Source organism: Collinsella sp. CLA-ER-H9 (assembly GCF_040092295.1).
Taxonomy (GTDB): Bacteria; Actinomycetota; Coriobacteriia; order Coriobacteriales; family Coriobacteriaceae; genus Collinsella.
Map to the genome: position 1 here is coordinate 15,505 of NZ_JBBNLV010000020.1, position 15,280 is coordinate 30,784.

Below are 15,280 nucleotides of genomic sequence, written 5' to 3' on the forward strand. Positions count from 1 at the left end.
GACTAGTGTTTGATTCTCTGAGCGATCGCCTCAACGACACATTTGACCGCCTGCGTGGCAAGGGTAAGCTGACCGAGGCCGATATTACTTCTGCCATGCGCGACATTCGCATGGCGCTGCTCGAGGCCGACGTCAACTTCAAGGTCGTCAAGGAGTTCGTCGCCAAGACCAAGGAGCGCTGCATGACCGCCGAGGTCATGGAGTCGCTGTCGCCGGCGCAAAACGTCGTCAAGATCGTGCTCGACGAGCTCACCGAGATGCTCGGCTCCACCGAGAGCAAGCTCGTCTTTAGCAACCGCATTCCCAATGTCATCATGCTCGTGGGCCTTCAGGGCTCCGGTAAAACCACGGCAGCTGTAAAGCTGGCCTACCTGCTCAAGAAGCAGGGCCGCTCGCCGCTGCTCGCCGCGTGCGACGTCTACCGTCCCGCCGCCGCCGACCAGCTGGCCACGCTCGGTGGAGAGATCGGCGTACCGGTCTTCCGTGGTGACGGCGAGCACCCGGTTGATATCGCCAAGGGCGCCATCCAGGAGGCCGTCGACCACCTGCGCGACGTGGTCATCGTCGATACCGCCGGTCGTCTGCAGATCGATGAGCAGATGATGCAGGAGGCCGTGGACATCAAGAAGGCCGTCAAGCCCGATCAGGTGCTGATGGTCGTCGATGCCATGACCGGCCAGGATATCGTCAACGTCGTCTCGACCTTCGCCGGTCGCACCGACTTTGACGGTGTGATCATCTCCAAGCTCGACGGCGATGCCCGTGGCGGTGGCGCGCTTTCCGTGCGCCAGGTGACCGGCAAGCCCATCAAGTTCGTGAGCATGGGCGAGAAGCCCGATTCGCTGGAGCCGTTCTACCCCGACCGCATGGCCAAGCGCATCTTGGGCATGGGCGACGTCGTCGGCATCATCGAGAAGGCCCAGGAGGCGGCCGACGCCGAGCAGCTCGAGGCCGCCGAGCGCATGCTGCGCGAGGGCTTTACCATGAACGACATGCTCGACCAGATGAAGGCCGTCAAGAAGATGGGCGGCATGAAGGGCATTCTGGGTATGCTCCCCGGTGGCCAACGCGCGCTCAACCAGATGGGCGGCAACCTGGACGAGGGCATCTTCGACAAGAACGAGGCCATCATCATGTCGATGACCAAGGAGGAGCGCCTGCGTCCCTCCATCATCAACGGCCAGCGTCGCGCCCGTATCGCCAAGGGCGCCGGCGTGACCCCCACCGAGGTCAATAGCCTTATGAAGCAGTGGGGCGAGATGAATAAGATGATGGGCCGCATGCGCTCGATGGCCAATCAGGCACAGGCTGGTGGCAAGAAGGGCAAGAAGGGTAAGAAGGGCAAAAAGATGCGCATGCCCAATATTCCCGGTCTGGATGCCATGGGTCTGGGCGGCATGGGCGGCCTGGGAATGGGCGGCCCCAAGTCCGATATGGATCTGCTGCGTCAGATGGAAGCGCAGATGCGCAATAAGAAATAGGGCTGTAATTCCAGCTTGATATGGCAAAGGCCACTCGGAAGCTACCGGGTGGCCTTTGTCGTTGGCTTTGATTGTTGGGTTGCGTTCAGCGTCGTGCCCCGAGCTCGCGGTGCCGTGCCGTTAGTGGCAGCCGCAGCCCTCGTGGCCCTCGTGCTCGTGATGGCCGTGGCAGCTGCAGGAATTGCCATGCTCTTGGGCGTGCTCGTGGTCGTGGCCGTGGCAGCCGCACGTGGCCTCGCCGTTCTGTGCGAGCGTGCCGGCGATAAGGGCCTTGACGCACGCGTTGCAGCTGCCCTGGGCACCTGCGTATACCGTGATGCCGGCTTGGGCAAGTGCGTTGATAGCGCCACCGCCGATGCCGCCGCAGATGAGCGTGTCCACGCCGCCGTTGGCGAGCAGGCCCGCAAGGGCACCGTGGCCGGTGCCGCCGGTGCCCACGACCTGCTCGTTGAGTACCTTGCCATCCTGAATGTCGTAGATCTTGAACTGCTCGCTGCGGCCAAAGTGCATAAAGATGTTGCCGTTGTCGTACGTGGTTGCCACCCTCATGGTGTCGACCTCCTTTGCTGGCCATGCGGCCGTTGTCGTGTTGATGGGGGAGTACGCGATATTGCCGCCTTCGATGATGAGCGCCCGACCATTTACCAGCGCGTTTGCCACCTTGCGATGCGCTCGGCTGCAAATGGCCGCCACCGTGGCGCGCGCGATGCCCATCTGCTGTGCGACTGCCTCTTGGTTAAGGCCTTCCAGGTCGCACAGGCGCAGCGCCTCGAGTTCGTCGACCGTCATGTCGATGGCATCTCCGCTGGCAAGGCCGTCGGGGGTAAAGCCGCGATATTCGGGGATGATCCCAACACGGCGTAATTTTTCGCGTCTTCCGGCCATACGCACTCCTTATCTGACATATGTCAACAATAGAATAGCGAACGCGTGGATTTGCGCAAGGAATTTCTGGCATATGTCAGAAAATGAGGGCTTATGTTTGGGCTGTGGGGCCGCGCGTGCCTGGGCTACAATGAATCTCGCTTGTAGGCGACTGACAGGAGGGTCAATGAGCAAGGCTGATCAACAGTTTGTAGCCATGTGCCGCGATATTCTGGACCATGGCACCACCACCGAGGGCCAAAAGGTCCGCCCGGTGTGGGAGGACGGCACCCCTGCCTATACCATTAAAAACTTTGGCGTTACGGCACGCTACGATCTGCGTGAGGAGTTCCCCGCGCTCACCCTGCGTCGCACGGCGCTTAAGTCTGCCATGGACGAGATCCTGTGGATCTATCAAAAGAAGTCCAATAACGTGCATGACCTCAACAGCCATATTTGGGATGAGTGGGCCGACGAGACCGGCTCCATCGGCAAGGCCTACGGGTACCAGATTGGGCAGAAGAGCCATTATGCCGAGGGCGATTTCGACCAGATGGACCGAGTGCTGTACGACCTTAAGAACACGCCGTACAGCCGCCGCATTATGACGAATACCTATGTGTTTAGCGACCTGTCCGAGATGCACCTGTATCCGTGCGCCTACAGCGTGACCTATAACGTGACTCAGCGCCCGCAGGACGACAAGCCGACGCTCAACATGATTCTCAATCAGCGCAGCCAGGATATTTTGGCCGCGAACAACTGGAATGTGTGCCAGTACGCCATTTTGCTGATGATGGTCGCGCAGTCGGTCGATATGATCGCTGGCGAGCTGCTGCACGTGATCGCCGATGCCCATATTTACGACCGTCATGTCGATATCGTCCGAGAACTTATCGAGCGTCCGCAGTTTGCGGCGCCTAAGGTAACGCTTAACCCCGACGTGCACGATTTCTATGCGTTTACGACTGATGACCTCATCGTCGAGGGCTACGAGCACGGCCCGCAGGTCAAGAACATTCCCATTGCGGTGTAGGTGGTGCTTATGACGTGTAAGCTATCTGCCATCGTCGCCGTGTGCGATGACTGGGGCATTGGGTGCGAGGGCGACATGGTGGTTTCCAATCGCGCCGACATGCGCCATTTTGTGGCCTGCACTAAAGGTTGCCCGGTCATCATGGGGCGCAAGACGCTGCTGAGTTTTCCCGGCGGGCGTCCGCTCAAGAACCGCCGCAATATCGTGCTCACGCGCGATAAGGACTTTGCTCCCGAGGGCGTCGATGTGGTGCATAGCGTTGACGAAGCGCTCGCTGCGGTTGCCGATGAGCCCGTTGCCTGGGTGATTGGCGGCGGTGATGTCTATCGGCAGTTTTTGCCGTACTGCGTGGAATCCGAGGTCACGCATAACCACTGCGTCCATCCCGTGGACACGTATTTTCCCAATTTGGACGCCGATCCCGCGTGGGAAGTTTCGCAGGCTGGCGGGGTTGCCACGATTGCCTCGGGCGAGGGCGATGAGGGCGTCGATTATGAGTTCGTGACGTATCGTCGCGTTGAGGCGTAAATCGCCTAGCGTGAACGGTATTATCGGGTTGATTGAATGCATGGGGCGGCGCTTAGCGTCGCCTCGTTTGGTATAGATGTGCTGTAAAGAAGGGTGCGGGCTGGCTGCTATGACTGATACCGTTGAGGTTCTGCGAATCGATTCGCTTACGGACGAGCGGCTCGATGCCTACGTGCGACTGACCGAGCGCGAGCTGCGCTGCGTGCTGGAGCCGCAAAAGGGCATCTTTATCGCCGAGAGTGCCAAGGTTATCGAGCGCGCGGTGCGTGCCGGATACGAGCCGGTGAGCTTTCTTTTGGGTGAACGCTGGCTCGATCAGATGATGCCGCTGTTTGAACGCCTGGTCGTGCGCGACGGCGCCGGCCCAGTTCCCGTGTTCGTAGCCTCCATGAAGCTCATGGAGCAACTGACGGGCTTTAACGTGACGCGTGGTGCGCTCGCGGCATTCCGTCGTCCACGTCAGATTCCGGTTGATGAGTTCTTGGGCGGCGTCGTCGAGGCGGCGGGGGAACGCCCGGTGCGCGTATGCGTGCTCGAGGGCATTGTCGACCACACGAACGTGGGCGCGATTTTCCGCTCGGCCGCCGCGCTCAATGTCGACGGCATTCTGGTGAGTCCTACGTGCTGCGATCCGCTGTATCGTCGCTCGGCTCGTGTGAGCATGGGCACGGTGTTTCAGGTGCCGTGGACGCGTATTGGCAGTGAGGCGCGCGTGTGGCCGCATGACGGGTTGGCGTCACTGCACGAAGCCGGGTTTTCTTGTGCTGCCATGGCATTGACGGACGATTCCGTATCGCTGGACGATCCCGTGCTGCAGGAGATTGACCGCCTGGCAATCTTTATGGGTACCGAGGGTGCCGGCCTGGGTGCCAAGACTATCGCGGGCTGCGACCGTGCCGTGCGCATTCCGATGGCGCACGGGGTCGATTCGCTCAACGTGGCCGCGGCGAGTGCCGTCGCCTTTTGGCAGCTGTGCCCGCACGTGAGCAATGAGTATCACTACCAGCCGGGGTTGTATCACTAGCCGGGTGTGATATCCGAGTCGTGCCACGGGGGTGTTTCTATTATCTTCGCTTGGTGCTAGGCTGGTCATGAGTGTAACTTTTATCAGCTGGTTTGTCGGTTGACGTACGCTAGTGGGGAGGGCGTGTGGCTAAGAAATCTACGGCTATCGATGTAACGCAGGGCGTTATTTGGCATCAGCTGCTGTCGCTGTGCGTCCCCATCTTCTTTAGTTCGTTCTTTCAGCAGGCATACACGCTTATTGGTACCTATATCGTCGGTCAGTTTGGCGGCAAGCTCGCGCTGGGTGGCATTCAAGCCACGATGGTGCTCACCGAGCTCTGCATTGGCTTTTGCGTTGGCGTCGGCGCCGGCTGCGCGGTCATTACCGGTCAGTATTTTGGCCAGCACGATGATGAGCGATTGAGTCGTTCGGTCCATACGGCCATGACGCTCGCGCTGGTGGGCGGTATCGTTTTCTCGATTCTTGGCATAGTGTTCGTTGAGCCCATGCTGGTACTTATGAACACGCCGCATGAACTATTGGCCGAGGGCGTGGCCTATGCTCGTTGCTATTTTGCCGCCATGGTTGCGGCACTGCTGCTCAATATGGGAACGGCACTGCTGCGCGCCGTGGGCGACACACGCGGTCCTGCTGTGATCATCGCTTCCGGCTGCCTTGTTAATGCGGCGCTGGACGTCATCTTCGTTGCCGTGCTTCATATGGAGGCTCTGGGCTGCGGCATCGCGGTGGCGCTGACCATTTGCTCCAACGCCACGATGATCGTGATTCGCATGATGCACGCACCGGGTGCGTGGCGGCTTTCATTGTCCAAACTTGGCATTGATCCTGGCATTTGTAAGAGCATGATCTCGTGTGGTCTGCCGCTTGGCTTTCAGTCTGCTGCGTATTCGATTTCCAACGTTTTGATTCAGGTGTCGGTCAACTCGTTTGGCGCCGATGTCACTACGGCGTGGGGTCTTTCGGGCCGCTTAGATGGCATTGTCTGGATGGTTACCGAGGCGCTCGGCGTGTCGATCACCACGTTCTCGGCACAGAACTTTGGCGCGCGCAACTACGAGCGCATGCGCAAGGGCTACCATACGTCGCTCGTGCTGTCGTTTATGCTCATTGGTGGCCTGTCAGCCGTGCTGCTGGTGTTCTCGGGTCCGTTGTCGCGTCTGTTTGTCGACGATGCTTCGATTTCGGCGTACACCACGACGATTCTTCATTTCATCGCGCCGTTCTACGCGATTTTCTCGATTATCGAAAACGCGTCGGGCTCCATTCGCGGTGCCGGCGTGAGCTTGCAGCCCATGCTACTCACGATTTTTGGCACCGTCGTGCTCAGGGTGATCTGGGTGTTTGCGATCATGCCGTTTGATCCGTCTCTTGAGCACCTGCTGCTGGTTTACCCCGTAACTTGGCTCATCACGGCCACGATGTTTACCATCTACCACCACAGCGGCAACTGGCTCGGCCGCGCCACCGCCTAATGATCCGTAGGGGACGGAGGAAAACGGATCCTGGGCCCGGCGATAAGGCGAATTGATCCGTTTTCCTCCGTCCCCTTTGGATCATTAGTATTCGATGCCTTGGCGGGCTAGGAGGCCTTCGTCGAAGTAGTGTTTGATGGGGCGCATTTCGGTGACCAGGTCGGCAAGATCGGCCAGTGGCAGCAGACCTCGGCCGGTGAGCACGAGCTCCGTGGTGGCGGGCTTTATCGCGATCAACGCTTCGACATCCTTGCGCGTCACGAAGCCGCGGCGCATGGCTTCTCCTAGCTCATCCAGGATGAGCACGTCGACCTGCGAGATCTGTTCGCGTGCAAGTTCCATGATCTGCTCGGCGCAAGCCTCGGGTGTCTCACGGTCGGCCTGTACAATGCGCAGTCCCAGGCGCGGCGCGGCATCGTGTTCGGCGCAGTGTAGCTTCTTGGCAAACTGCAGCATGAGTACGTCGAGCCCATAACCTGTGGCGCGCAGCGCGAGCCCCAGCGCAGCCGTCGTCTTGCCCTTGCCGTCGCCCGTATAGATTTGAACCTTGCCGACTTCCAGTGATGCCATCTCTGTCCTTTCGTACCCGGCGTCGGTTTATCGCCGTCTGGGTTGGGTATTCTAGATAGCATTATCAACCCCAGTAGATGGAGTTCAAGCAGATGGAGATGGATGACAACAAACGTAGACGGAATATGATCCTCTACGTGCTCATCGCCTTCGTCGTCTACCTCGTGCTCTCGACCGTTCTGTTCCCCAACATCGGTCACACGCAGCAGATTACGAAGACCGATTACTCGACGTTTGTCAAAGCGCTCGATAAGAAGAGCGTCGACAAGGTCGAATACAACACGGACGATTACACCATTTATTACACAAAAAAGGGCGAGGATGAGAATATCGCCTACAAGACGACCGGCGTGCCGAATGATGCGGGTTTTACCGATCGCGTGCTTGAATCTGGCGCCTCGCTTGAGTCGGTCGTTCCCGATAAGAACTCGGGTCTGATGACCTACTACCTGCTCACGCTCATCCTTCCCATGGCGATCTTCTTCTTGATCGGCTGGTGGCTCAACCGCCGCATGAAGAAGGCCATGGGCGATGACGGCCCGTCGATGAACTTTGGTGGCGGCGGTTTTGGCGGCGGCGGACTGGGCAAGTCCGGCGCTCGCGTGATCGCCTCCAAGGACGTGGGCGTGACCTTTAAGGACGTCGCCGGCCAGGAAGAAGCCAAGGAGTCTCTCAAGGAGGTCGTCGACTTTCTGGAGAAGCCGCAGCGCTACGAGGAGATCGGCGCCAAGCTGCCGCGCGGTGCTCTTCTTGTCGGCCCTCCGGGTACTGGTAAGACCCTGCTTGCCAAGGCCGTTGCCGGCGAGGCGGGCGTGCCGTTCTTTAGCATTTCAGGTTCTGAGTTTGTCGAAATGTTTGTCGGCCGTGGCGCCGCCAAGGTACGCGATCTGTTTAAGCAGGCCAAGGAAAAGGCCCCGTGCATCGTGTTCATCGACGAGATCGATACGATCGGCAAAAAGCGTGACGGCGGCGGCTTTAGCGGCAACGACGAGCGCGAGCAGACGCTCAACCAGCTGCTGACCGAGATGGATGGCTTCGATAACCACAAGGGTATCGTCGTCCTCGCTGCTACCAACCGTCCCGACAGCCTCGATCCCGCTCTGCTGCGCCCCGGTCGTTTTGACCGTCGCATCCCCGTTGAGCTACCCGACCTAACCGGCCGTAAGAACATTCTTGAGTTGCATGCCAAGAGCGTGAAGACGCAGCCGCCGATCGACCTGACCGCGATTGCCCGCGCCACGCCCGGTGCCTCGGGCGCCGACCTTGCCAACATCATCAACGAGGGCGCCCTACGTGCCGTCCGCGAGGGTCGCAAGCGCGCCACGCAGGATGACTTTGAGGAGTCGGTGGAGGTTGTCATCGCCGGTCAGCAGCGCAAGTCCACGGTGCTGTCCGATCACGAGAAGCAGGTCGTTTCTTACCACGAGATCGGCCATGCCATCGTTGCCGCCCGCCAGAAGGGCTCTGCGCCGGTCACTAAGATCACCATCGTCCCCCGTACGAGCGGCGCTCTGGGCTACACCATGCAGGTCGAGGAGGACGAGCGCTTCCTGACGACGCGCCAGGAGGTGCTGGACAAGCTCGCCGTCTACTGCGGTGGCCGTGCAGCCGAGGAGCTCATCTTTGGCGAGATGACGACCGGTGCGGCCAACGACATCGAGCAGGCCACCAAGCTCGCCCGCAACATGGTGACGCGCTTTGGTATGTCCGACGAGTTTGGCATGATGGCGCTCGGTACTGTCCAGAACGCGTACCTCAACCAGGATACGTCGCTCACTTGCGCCCCCGGTACGGCCGAGCGCGTGGATGCAATTGTCGCCAAGCTGATCGAGGATGCGCACGACCGCGCCCTGCAGATCCTGAAGGAAAACAAGTTTAAGCTCCACGAGCTGGCTCGTTATCTGTACAAGAAGGAGACGATCACGGGCGAGGAGTTTATGAATCTCCTCACGCGCGAGAATCCGCTGATGCCAAAGCAGCAGTAATACTGGTTGCGCAGTGTCTATCGCCCCATTTGAGTGTCCATCTCAAATGGGGCGTTTTGCGTGGGGAGAGTTGAATATGAAGATCGTGGTAAGTGCCTGCTTGATGGGCGAGAGCTGCAAGTATAACGGGCTCGATAACTACCATCGCGAGCTGGTCGAAGCGTGCGAATGCACGGGGACCGAGGTACTCTTGGTGTGCCCTGAGGTCTTTGGCGGCCTGCCCACGCCGCGCAAGTCGTCCGAGATTGTGAACGGCGAGGTCCGTACCTGCGAGGGCATCTCGGTCGATCGCGAGTTTCGCCTGGGTGCCCAACGTGCGCTCGATATGTGCGAGCAGGCGGGCGGCCCGTCCGAGATCGCTGCGTGCGTCTTGCAGGACCGTAGCCCCTCGTGCGGTGCGAGTCGCGTCTACGATGGCACCTTTAGCGGTACGCTCACCGCGGGCAACGGTGTTTTTGTCGATCTGCTGTTGCGCCACGGGTACCGTGTGATTCCGGCTAGCGAGTTCGATCCCAGCATGCTGGAAGATTGTCCATAGCACTCGAACCCAACACTTCCCCACGGGTGACCGTTTTGGCATCATCCGTGAAGATGATATTGAGTACGACCCGGTCATCAAAGACGTAGACCGAGTTGACAGGCGCCGTACCCAGGCAGCCCCTCCCCGCGGCCCTCGCGCAGGAACGCGCACACGGCCTTCCCGTCTCTTGCGCCCCTCCTGCCCCAAACCCTGCTAGGAACGAGTGCAGCAAACTGGAATTTTAAATTAGTCTTTGCAAATAACCTTTGAACCTTCACCATCAATTACAATTCCCTGACGGTTGTTAATTGGGCATAGATTCAAATCCGAAAACTCAGTCATTATTATCTCGGTAACTTTCTTAAATGGTGCTGTTAGATAATGCGGAAGAACATAGAAATCAATCAAATTAAGCCCTGAATCATCTTCTTGTGAGTAGTCCTCCGGCTTTTCATCCATTTGCTCGATATATTGGATGCTTGGAGCGCATACAATCGCACCTGCCGATTCACCAATCATCAGTTTTCCCTTTGCCAATTCTTTCTTCAACAGCTCATCCGTTCCCGTTTTACGGAGCTGGTCTATAAGGAAAAAAGAATTTCCGCCGGTAAAATAGATCACATCTGCATCTTCAAAAAGAGACTGTATCGTTGAATAAGCCTCCGTTGAAATATCAATTTCAGTTACGATTGCTCCCAACTTTTTGAATAATTTTCGAGCCGAGCCGACATAACCGGTGTAGTCTTCACGCAGCGAAGCTGTTGGAATAAATGCGACTTTTTTATTTTCAATTTCTTCCTTTATCAGACTTCCTACACTTGAAAAGTGAGAACATAAAAACAGTTTCATCAATATTCTCCTTTATATATAAATTCTTATTTGTTGAACTAAGCCGTGTATACCATACTCTCCAATGAAAGAACGCCCTGATATAGCGAAATTTTGCCGTTTTCCTGCGTACGTGCGTACACACTCCACAGGAATTCTAAGGGGCCTGCCCCCTTGGCACACGGACTTTGGAACAAAGTCTAGTGTGTTACGCCTTGCCAGAGGTGTACAGGCTCCCGGTATGCACGTACGAAGCAATTGCCATCAATGTGCCATATAAGTGGCAATCAAGTTCGCATAAAGCGACCTTGATCCCGCAAAATAAAAGGCAGGATATCCCCTTTGTGGTGGTTTTGGCCTAGAACTAGAGCGTGTGGCCGTAGGCGTTGGCGGCCTTGATGGCGGCGGCGAACTTCTCGTCGGTGAAGGGCTCCGGATTGCCTTGCTTCCACTCGTTGGTGGCGTGCGCGTACTCGCACAGGGCCGGGATATCGGACTCGGAAAGCCCGACCTGCTCAAGCGTCACGGGCAGCCCCATCTCCTTGTTAAAGGCTGCGTAGCGCTCAAGGTTCTCGGTATCGCCCGTGTAGGCAAACAGCACCAGCACGCCCAGACTCACGACCTCGCCATGCAGGTAGGTGCCCTCACGCGGAATGCTGCAGGTGGCGTTGTAGAACGCGTGCGCCACACTTGAGTTGTAGTAGTAATCGTTCTGGTTGGTCAGGTTTGAGACATAGCCCGTGTTGACCACGATATCGAGCGCGATCTGCTTGACGGCCTCGCTCGACAGGTTCTGGCGCACGTCCTCAAGACCCTGGACGCCATAGGTAAATAGCGGCTCGGAGCAGGTGTGGGCGAGTGCCAGGCCAAGACCGGCGGTGTGCTCCAGGTTGCCGGCGCTCGTGGCGTACTCGACCTCGGGCTGCTTAGACAGGGCATCGCCCACGCCGGCCCAGAAGTATTCTGCCGGTGCCTCGGCGATGATCTTGGGGTTGATGAAGATGTGAGCGGGGCGGTTGGGGTACGAATAGCCCTCGAGCGAGCCGTCGTCGTTGTAGACAACGGCAATGGCGGTCGCGGCGGAGCAGTTGGAACAAATCGTCGGGACGGTGAAGACGATCTTCTTGAGCTCGATGGCCGCCGTCTTCACGGTATCGAGCGCCTTGCCGCCGCCACAGGCAATGAGCACGTCGGCTTCCTGGCAGGCAGGGGAGTTCACGACCTTGGCGATATTGGCACGCGTACTGTTGGTACCGTAGACGCGCGTCTCCAGAATCTCGACGTCGGTACCTGCCAGCGCAGCTTCGATACCGGGAAGCGCTGCGGCCAGTGCCCGCTTGCCACCGATGATCGCGACCTTTGTCGCGCCGTACTCCGCCAGTGCGGCGGGCAGCTCGTCAAAGCAATCCTCGCCAACGGTGTAGTCGCTCATTCCAATCGTGCGCATAGCAACCTTCTTTCGTTCGATAGAGTGCTTTCAGGTATTTTGCTCCTAGAGCAGGGCTGTAATAGCGAGAAATTTCGAACGTATAAAACCAGTGTTGAGGGTTTTTCGCCGGCGAGGAACGTGCTAGCATACTCCGCATAAGCGTTGATGGGGATGAGTAGTCGGCCATCCGCATGCTACAGAGAGCGGGGAGCGCTGAGAACCCGTGCATGCGACCGATGAAAATCACCCCGGAGCTGCGGTCCCAACGGACGTGCCGCACAGGCACGTCTTAGTAGATATCGCCGAGATGGTCGTCGATACAGGCCAGCCGAGTAACGGATGCGAGCGCGCTAGAAGCGGGCGAGGGCATCTAAGCTGGGTGGTTAAGCGAAGAGCTTTTGCGGGCGCACAGCCCGTTTTGTGGCGCTTCGTCCCAGCTTGCAGGGACGGGCGCTTTTTTTGGTGCCCAGAGGGCGTGCGCGCCCACGACATGAAAGGGGTACCGTGGCAAACGAGTACAAGCAGACGATGAATCTGCCCAAGACCGGTTTTCCCATGCGTGCCGGTCTTTCCAAGTCCGAGCCCAAGCGACTCAAGGACTGGCAGGACAACAAGGTCTACGAGCAGGTTCTGAAGAAGAACGAGGGTCACAAGAAGTTCGTGCTGCACGACGGTCCTCCGTACGCCAACGGCCCGATCCACATCGGCCACGCCATGAACAAGATCTCCAAGGACATGATCAACCGCTACTGGATGATGCAGGGCTATGAGGTTCCCTATGTCCCCGGTTGGGACTGCCATGGTCAACCGATCGAGCACAAGGTCGAGGAGAAGCTCGGCACCGAGAAGTTCAACCAGACCCCCACGGCCAAGATTCGTGAGCTCTGCAACGAGTTCGCTGTCGAGAACATCGAGCTGCAGAAGGCCGGTTTCCGTCGTCTGGGCGTGCTCGGCGACTGGGATAACCCCTATCTGACGCTCTATCACCAGCACGATGCCGCCGACATCGAGGTCTTCAAGGCCATGTTCGATAAGGGCATGATCTATCGCGGCCACAAGCCGGTTCACTGGTGCAAGCACTGCCACACCGCGCTGGCCGAGGCCGAGATTGAGTACTCCGACGAGACGAGCCCCTCCATCTTCGTGCGCTTTGAGATGACCTCCAAGCCCGCCGGCCTCGAGAACTTCGACGGCCCGGTCGACTTTATCATCTGGACGACCACGCCGTGGACCATCCCCTCTGACCAGGCCGTTTCCCTTAAGCCCGGCGCCGCCTATGTCGCCGTTGAGCACGATGGCCGTGCCGAGGTCATGCTCGAGGACCTGGCTCCCAAGTGCTGCGAGGAGTTTGGCTGGGAGTACACCCCGGTCATGGTCGACGGCGAGCCCTATGTGGTTCCCGCCGAGACGTTCCACCACATCCACTACAAGCAGCCGATCTTTGACGGTGTTGAGGGCGTGGCGCTCCTGGCCGACTACGTCGGTGTCGATGACGGTACCGGTATCGTCCACAACTCGCCCGGCCACGGCGTCGACGACTACTTCGCCTGCCTCAAGGAAGGCATCACCGACATCTGCATGCCGGTCGATGACGACGGCAAGTTCTACACCGGCGAGGAGTTTGGCACCGGTGGTCCCTTCAGCGGTATGGATACCGATGAGGCCAACCCGCATATCATCGAGTTCCTGCGCGAGCGCGGCACCCTGGTCCTCGAGAAGAAGATCACGCACAGCTATCCGCACTGCTGGCGCTGCAAGCACCCGGTGCTCTTCCGTGCTACTGACCAGTGGTTTGTCTCGATGGACAAGACCGGTTTGCGCGAGCAGGCTGGCAAAGAGGTCCGCGAGAACGTCAAGTGGTATCCGGCCCACGCGGCCAACCGCATCGGTGCCATGGTCGAGCAGCGTCCCGACTGGTGCATCAGCCGTCAGCGCAACTGGGGCGTGCCTATCCCCAGCTACACCTGCGCCGACTGCGGCGAGAAGGTCATGAACGATGCCACGCTCGACGCCGTCATCAAGCTCTTCCATGAGAGGGGCTCCGACGCCTGGTTCACCGACGCTCCCGAGAGCTACCTGGGCGAGGCCTGCGTCTGCCCCAAGTGCGGCGGCCATCACCTCAAGGCCGATAAGGACATCCTCGACGTGTGGTGGGACTCCGGCGTGTCTTGGAAGGCCGTATGCGAGTATCGCCCCGAGCTTGAGTACCCGGCTGACGTGTATCTCGAGGGCTCCGACCAGCACCGCGGTTGGTTCCAGAGCTCGCTGCTGACCTCGGTGGGTGCCAACGGTCACGCTCCGTACAAGGCAGTCGTCTCGCAGGGCTTCACGCTCGACGGCCAGGGCCGCAAGATGTCCAAGTCGCTCGGCAACGTCATCGACCCCAACAAGGTCTGTGACGAGATGGGCGCCGACATCATCCGTCTGTGGGTCGCCTCGGTCGATACCAGCTCCGACGTGTCCATCGACCACGAGATCCTTGCTCGTACGTCCGATGCCTACCGTCGTTTCCGCAACACGCTGCGCTTCCTGCTCTCCGAGCTCGAGGGTCAGTTTGAGCCCGAGACCGACGGCGTCGCCTTTGCCGACCTGCTGCCGCTCGACAAGCTCATGGTTGCCCGCCTGACCCAGGTCCAGGCCGAGGTCGACGATGCCTACGCCAGCTACGAGTTCCCGCGCGCCTACCGTGCGCTTTACGACTTTGTGGTTACCGAGCTCTCCAACGTGTATCTCGACGCCCTGAAGGACCGTCTGTACTGCGAGAAGCCCGGCTCTCTCGAGCGCCGCAGCGCCCAAACCGTGCTGGCCGAGCTCTTCTCGATGCTCATGCGCGACCTGCAGCCGATCCTGTCCTACACGGTCGACGAGGCCATGGCCTATGCGCCCGCCGGCTGCGTCGATCACCAGAAGTACGCCGCGCTGCTCGATTGGTACAAGTCGCCTATCACGGTCGACGAGGCCAATGAGTTTGAGGGCGTGCTCGAGGCTTCGCTCGAGCTCCGTAGCGCCGTGACCAAGGCCCTTGAGGATGCCCGTTCCGCTGGCACCTTCACCAAGAGCCAGCAGGTCCGCGTCAAGGCGGTCGTTCCCGCCGAGATGTACGCGCTGCTGACCGGTGACAAAGCCGTCGACCTGGCCGAGTTCTACATCGTCTCCGATGTTGAGCTGACCCAGGGCGACGAGCTTTCCGTTGCTATTGAGGCTGCCGAGGGCGAGTGCTGCGACCGTTGCTGGAACTATCGCACCACCGTCGGCGAGTACAACGGCCACGCGCATATCTGCAAGCGCTGCGCCGACGCTTTGTAGGTTACGGCGTTCGTAGAACGCCGTAACCTACCGACGCTGCGCGGGCCGCATTTGGACAATCTGACGTTCAATTTCAAGGGCGCGACCGAAAGGTCAGCGCCCTTTCATTTCAAGACTTTAGTCTGCTGGCCGCGCAGCGGCCAGCTTTGAACCACCCGCTACGCGGGTGGAGACAAACGGCTTTACAAAGCCACCCCTCCGACCGATATTGACGATTGTTCAGGCCGTCAAGAA

12 protein-coding genes are annotated in these 15,280 nt (G+C 59.1%); 8 read left to right on the plus strand and 4 right to left on the minus strand.

Going from position 1 to position 15,280, the window contains the following annotated elements; genetic code table 11:
- Nucleotides 1-5 precede the first annotated feature (5 nt).
- A complete protein-coding gene (gene ffh, locus AAAX73_RS09050) occupies nucleotides 6-1,481 on the plus strand; it encodes a signal recognition particle protein (RefSeq protein WP_349125693.1) in 1,476 nt (491 codons plus the stop codon).
- Between the two features lie 120 nt (nucleotides 1,482-1,601).
- Here the strand turns inward: ffh and AAAX73_RS09055 are convergent, their stop codons facing one another.
- Nucleotides 1,602-2,366 carry a DUF134 domain-containing protein gene (locus AAAX73_RS09055; protein WP_349125694.1) on the minus strand — a complete coding sequence of 255 codons (765 nt, stop codon included), beginning with the start codon at nucleotides 2,364-2,366 and terminating at the stop codon, nucleotides 1,602-1,604.
- Between the two features lie 166 nt (nucleotides 2,367-2,532).
- Between AAAX73_RS09055 and thyA the strand changes: the two genes are divergently transcribed.
- The 4 genes from thyA to AAAX73_RS09075 all read left to right on the plus strand — a co-directional run bounded on the left by thyA (nucleotide 2,533) and on the right by AAAX73_RS09075 (nucleotide 6,408).
- Nucleotides 2,533-3,381 (plus strand): thymidylate synthase, encoded by an 849-nt coding sequence (thyA, locus tag AAAX73_RS09060; RefSeq protein WP_349125695.1) that lies wholly within the window; start codon nucleotides 2,533-2,535, stop codon nucleotides 3,379-3,381.
- A gap of 9 nt (nucleotides 3,382-3,390) precedes the next feature.
- A complete protein-coding gene (locus AAAX73_RS09065) occupies nucleotides 3,391-3,909 on the plus strand; it encodes a dihydrofolate reductase (RefSeq protein WP_349125696.1) in 519 nt (172 codons plus the stop codon).
- Nucleotides 3,910-4,018: 109 nt separating this feature from the next.
- Nucleotides 4,019-4,933 carry an RNA methyltransferase gene (locus AAAX73_RS09070; RefSeq protein ID WP_349125697.1) on the plus strand — a complete coding sequence of 305 codons (915 nt, stop codon included), beginning with the start codon at nucleotides 4,019-4,021 and terminating at the stop codon, nucleotides 4,931-4,933.
- Nucleotides 4,934-5,058: 125 nt separating this feature from the next.
- Complete coding sequence (locus tag AAAX73_RS09075) at nucleotides 5,059-6,408, plus strand: MATE family efflux transporter (RefSeq protein WP_349125698.1); 1,350 nt, start codon at nucleotides 5,059-5,061, stop codon at nucleotides 6,406-6,408.
- Between the two features lie 84 nt (nucleotides 6,409-6,492).
- Here the strand turns inward: AAAX73_RS09075 and AAAX73_RS09080 are convergent, their stop codons facing one another.
- Nucleotides 6,493-6,978, minus strand: coding sequence for a cob(I)yrinic acid a,c-diamide adenosyltransferase (locus tag AAAX73_RS09080; protein ID WP_349125699.1), 486 nt, complete (start codon nucleotides 6,976-6,978; stop codon nucleotides 6,493-6,495).
- A 92-nt stretch (nucleotides 6,979-7,070) separates the two neighbouring features.
- On the opposite strand from AAAX73_RS09080, the gene ftsH reads away from it, so the two are divergent.
- Both ftsH and AAAX73_RS09090 read left to right on the plus strand, forming a co-directional pair.
- Nucleotides 7,071-8,963, plus strand: coding sequence for an ATP-dependent zinc metalloprotease FtsH (ftsH, locus tag AAAX73_RS09085; protein ID WP_198019956.1), 1,893 nt, complete (start codon nucleotides 7,071-7,073; stop codon nucleotides 8,961-8,963).
- Nucleotides 8,964-9,039: 76 nt separating this feature from the next.
- Nucleotides 9,040-9,501 (plus strand): DUF523 domain-containing protein, encoded by a 462-nt coding sequence (locus AAAX73_RS09090; protein WP_349125700.1) that lies wholly within the window; start codon nucleotides 9,040-9,042, stop codon nucleotides 9,499-9,501.
- Between the two features lie 228 nt (nucleotides 9,502-9,729).
- On the opposite strand, the gene AAAX73_RS09095 is transcribed toward AAAX73_RS09090, so the two are convergent.
- On the minus strand, nucleotides 9,730-10,332 hold the full coding sequence (locus AAAX73_RS09095; RefSeq protein ID WP_349125701.1) for a Type 1 glutamine amidotransferase-like domain-containing protein: 603 nt from the start codon (nucleotides 10,330-10,332) through the stop codon (nucleotides 9,730-9,732).
- Nucleotides 10,333-10,675: 343 nt separating this feature from the next.
- A complete protein-coding gene (locus AAAX73_RS09100) occupies nucleotides 10,676-11,758 on the minus strand; it encodes an iron-containing alcohol dehydrogenase family protein (protein ID WP_349125702.1) in 1,083 nt (360 codons plus the stop codon).
- A gap of 486 nt (nucleotides 11,759-12,244) precedes the next feature.
- On the opposite strand from AAAX73_RS09100, the gene ileS reads away from it, so the two are divergent.
- Nucleotides 12,245-15,046 carry an isoleucine--tRNA ligase gene (gene ileS, locus AAAX73_RS09105; RefSeq protein ID WP_349125703.1) on the plus strand — a complete coding sequence of 934 codons (2,802 nt, stop codon included), beginning with the start codon at nucleotides 12,245-12,247 and terminating at the stop codon, nucleotides 15,044-15,046.
- Nucleotides 15,047-15,280: the final 234 nt, after the last annotated feature.

Coding starts and splice junctions, on each gene's coding strand:
- AAAX73_RS09055 (WP_349125694.1), bottom strand. CDS start 2,366: ATGGCCGGAAGACGCGAAAAATTACGCCGTGTTGGGATCATCCCCGAA.
- thyA (WP_349125695.1), top strand. CDS start 2,533: ATGAGCAAGGCTGATCAACAGTTTGTAGCCATGTGCCGCGATATTCTG.
- AAAX73_RS09065 (WP_349125696.1), top strand. CDS start 3,391: ATGACGTGTAAGCTATCTGCCATCGTCGCCGTGTGCGATGACTGGGGC.
- AAAX73_RS09070 (WP_349125697.1), top strand. CDS start 4,019: ATGACTGATACCGTTGAGGTTCTGCGAATCGATTCGCTTACGGACGAG.
- AAAX73_RS09080 (WP_349125699.1), bottom strand. CDS start 6,978: ATGGCATCACTGGAAGTCGGCAAGGTTCAAATCTATACGGGCGACGGC.
- ftsH (WP_198019956.1), top strand. CDS start 7,071: ATGGAGATGGATGACAACAAACGTAGACGGAATATGATCCTCTACGTG.
- AAAX73_RS09090 (WP_349125700.1), top strand. CDS start 9,040: ATGAAGATCGTGGTAAGTGCCTGCTTGATGGGCGAGAGCTGCAAGTAT.
- AAAX73_RS09095 (WP_349125701.1), bottom strand. CDS start 10,332: ATGAAACTGTTTTTATGTTCTCACTTTTCAAGTGTAGGAAGTCTGATA.
- AAAX73_RS09100 (WP_349125702.1), bottom strand. CDS start 11,758: ATGCGCACGATTGGAATGAGCGACTACACCGTTGGCGAGGATTGCTTT.